General features: G+C 73.9%; 4 protein-coding genes. All 4 read left to right on the top strand.

Annotation, left to right across the window (positions count from 1 at the left end):
* Positions 1–153: 153 nt before the first annotated feature.
* The 4 genes from AC07A6_RS40925 to AC07A6_RS40910 all read left to right on the top strand — a co-directional run bounded on the left by AC07A6_RS40925 (position 154) and on the right by AC07A6_RS40910 (position 2,990).
* Entirely contained in the window at positions 154–1,092 is a 939-nt protein-coding gene (locus AC07A6_RS40925; RefSeq protein WP_478780488.1) for a DUF6884 domain-containing protein, read from the top strand.
* A gap of 222 nt (positions 1,093–1,314) precedes the next feature.
* Positions 1,315–1,968, top strand: a complete 654-nt coding sequence (locus AC07A6_RS40920; RefSeq protein WP_478780487.1) for a hypothetical protein — start codon at positions 1,315–1,317, stop codon at positions 1,966–1,968.
* A gap of 93 nt (positions 1,969–2,061) precedes the next feature.
* Positions 2,062–2,727, top strand: a complete 666-nt coding sequence (locus tag AC07A6_RS40915; protein WP_478780486.1) for a hypothetical protein — start codon at positions 2,062–2,064, stop codon at positions 2,725–2,727.
* Positions 2,728–2,780: 53 nt separating this feature from the next.
* The gene (locus AC07A6_RS40910) at positions 2,781–2,990 is read left to right on the top strand and encodes a hypothetical protein (RefSeq protein WP_478780485.1); all 210 of its coding nucleotides are present in this window, start codon (positions 2,781–2,783) and stop codon (positions 2,988–2,990) included.
* Positions 2,991–3,119: the final 129 nt, after the last annotated feature.

Raw genomic sequence — 3,119 nt, 5'->3', positions numbered from 1 at the left:
CCCCCCCCCCCCCCCCCCCCCCCCCCCCCCCCCCCCCCCCCCCCCCCCCCCCCCCCCCCCCCCCCCCCCCCCCCCCCCCCCCCCCCCCCCCCCGGCGCCCCCTGCCGCACCGGCCCCGAAGCGCCCCGCGCGCCCGACCCCAGGAGTGCCCGCATGTCCACCACCGCCCTCCCCTCCGAGCAGCTGCCCCGCCCCCGCCGCCGTGTCGTCTACCGGGCCGGTGCCTACAGCACGGTCCACCGCTTCCGCCACGCCGCCGCCCACCTGGAAGCCTTCCGCACCGGCCGGCAATGGCACGTCGACCAACTGATGCCCCGCACCGCCCCGGTGCCCCGCGAAGCCGTCGTACGCTGCGCCACCACCCTCGCCGACGCCGTGGCCCAGGCGGTCGCCCGGATCGACCTCCGGGCTGTCCAGGCACCCGACCACACGGACGACAGCCTGCGCGCGTACGCCGCCGCGGGATGGGACGTCGTCGACCCCGCCACCGGCCGCGCGATGGCCTGGGCCCGCCGCCACGTCGGCGACCCCTACCCCTGGCAGCCGGCCGAACACGAAGGCCTCGTTCCCGTGAACAGCAGCCGCAGCGCCGGCGCCGCCCTCGACGTACGCGAGACCCCCCGGTCGACGGCCCCCGGCCCGCTCGGGCCCGTCATCGTCGTACCCTGCAGCGGCGCCAAGGCGCCCACCAGGACAGCCCTGCCGGCCCGCGACCTCTACCGGGGCAGCTATCACCTCCTGTGCCGGCAGGCGGCCGAGCGCCTCGCCGGCGCCACCGGAGACGTCGTCGTCCTCTCCGCGCAGCACGGCTTCGTCACGCTCGACGAGCCGCTCTTCCCGTACGACCTGCGCATGGGCCAGCCCGGCTCCGCCACCGCCGAGCTGCTCGCCGGCCAGGCGGCCCAGCTCGGCATCCTGCCCGGCCCGCGGCCGTCGTCGCCCTCGGCGGCCGCGCCTACGTCCAGGCCGTCACACAGCTGCGCCCGGACACCCTGCAGCCGCTCGCCGGCTGCCGAGGCATCGGGGAGCAGCGCGCCCGCCTTGCCCGGCTGGCGCGGGCCGAGCAGCCGCTCGAAGTACTCCGCCAGCTGACCACCGCGGCCGCGACGACGGCCTGAAAGCCGACAACCGACTGGCCCCGCCCGTTTACGGGCGGGGCCAGTTCTGCGTAGCGGGAGCGGCGAACGCGGGGGGTCTGAGCAGCGAAAACAGGTCCGGGAACCTCCCGTGCGTGATGAATGAATGCTATAGTTGTCTTGTGGTCGACGGTGGCAGTCGACCACGACCGGAAACCCACACACCCTGGAGAACCGCATGCCCCTGGACTTCACCCACCCGCACGAATTCAGCTGCTTCGGCACGCTCCACTCCGACCACCTCGTTGCGTGGTCCTTCGGGGACCCCCACGTCGAGTGGGAGCTCACCGGCCTCTTCTCCGGCCCCGGCGCGTACACCACCGTCCCGCTCGACGCCGAGACGGACATGCACTATCACCCCGGAGACCAGGGCGCCCCCAACACCGTGGCGCAGCACATCGCCGCCCGCTACGGCTTCGACGGCCTCGACGTCCGGGGCCCCGTCCACTTCACCGGCCCGAGCGGCGAGACCGACCGCGCCCTGGGCATCGCCCCGGACGCCTTCGACGTCCTCTACCGCCGGGTCAAGGACATCTGCGCCGACCTCGGCGTCCGCACCTGGTGCAAGCTCCACCCTGGCGACACCGTCAGCGTCCGCTACACCGACCTGGAACGCGGCGACGTCTACTGGTTCCTGAACGACCCCCACCGCTTCCAGGGCTTCAGGGATTTCCCCGCCGACAGCAAGACGCTGGAGTTCATCCCGGACGCCCGCGTCCTGGTCTGCGACGACGAGTTCACGGTGACCGCCTACGGCACCTACGAGTGCCGCGCGGACCGCGCCCCCGCCGGGTACTGGCAGCGCACCGGCAACCAGCTCCTCAGCGCCTGACCCGCCCTCTCCCCCGGCCCGGCGCCGGGGGAGAGGCTCCCCAGCCGACGGCCGGCCGCACCGCCGGCCCCCGCACACCCCTCAGGAGGAACGATGCACGCCACCCTTCAGGACTGCCAGGACGCCCTCGAAGCCGCCCAGGACCAGGCCCAGGGCCTGACCCGAACCCTCACCGCCACCCTCGCCAACATGGACCCGAACGCCGCCTACCTGGTGCTGCGCCGCGACCCCCGCTCCGGCGAACTCCACCTCGACAGCCTCCGCACCGCCGGCGGCGGCACGCAGTGCGTCTTCGACTTCGACGACGTGGACACCCTCCCCGAGCTCACCGACCCCGAACTGCGCACGGCCTGGGGCAGCACCGACCCGCGCGACCCTCAGGCCCTGCTCCAGGTCCTCCGCCACCTCGACCGCCTTGGCACCCCGTTCGGCCGGCTCCCCGACGCCGCCCAGGAGCAGGCCGACCCGTACGAGGACACGGCGGCCCTGCTGTGCCTCGTGGTCAACGCCGACGCGCCTGAGCCCGAGGGCCACGACCAGGAAGTGACCGTGCACCTCGCCCTCACCGTGACCGAGCAGGTCACCTACGAGTTCACCTCCGAGGTCCAGCTCCCCGCGTACATCGCCCACAACCCGAGCGCCCTCCACGGCTACCTCGCCGAGAACGAGGAGCTCTGGCTCGACGACCTCGACCCCGTCAGCGGCGTCACCATCAACGAGCGCAGCCTGGACGACGTCGAACTCACCCTCGCCGCCTAGACCTCCCACGACCGCACACGGGCGCTGAGGGCGCCCAGGAAGGCACGAAGCACATGCCGGAGTACACCATCAGCTGGAACGTCGAGATCGACGCCGACACGCCCGTACACGCCGCCTTCGCGGCGCTGGCTCTCCAGCGCGACCCTACGTCCTGGGCCACGGTCTTCACCGTCCACACGGACGACGGTGACGTGGTCGTCGACCTCAACCCCCACCAGCCGGGCCCGCCGCGACTGAGCGGCCCCTGGATCCTCACCGCATAGCCCCGCACCTCCTCGCGCCCCGGCACGGCCCACCAGCCGCGCCGGGGCGCAGCCATGCCCGATACCCCAGGCGCATCCCATCGGCCCTGCGTGGGCCGGTTTTCCTTCTCGGCCCCCTGACATTGCCGG

It is taken from the genome of Streptomyces sp. NPDC044002, assembly GCF_056434525.1.
This window is presented reverse-complemented; position numbering and strand designations above follow the sequence as displayed.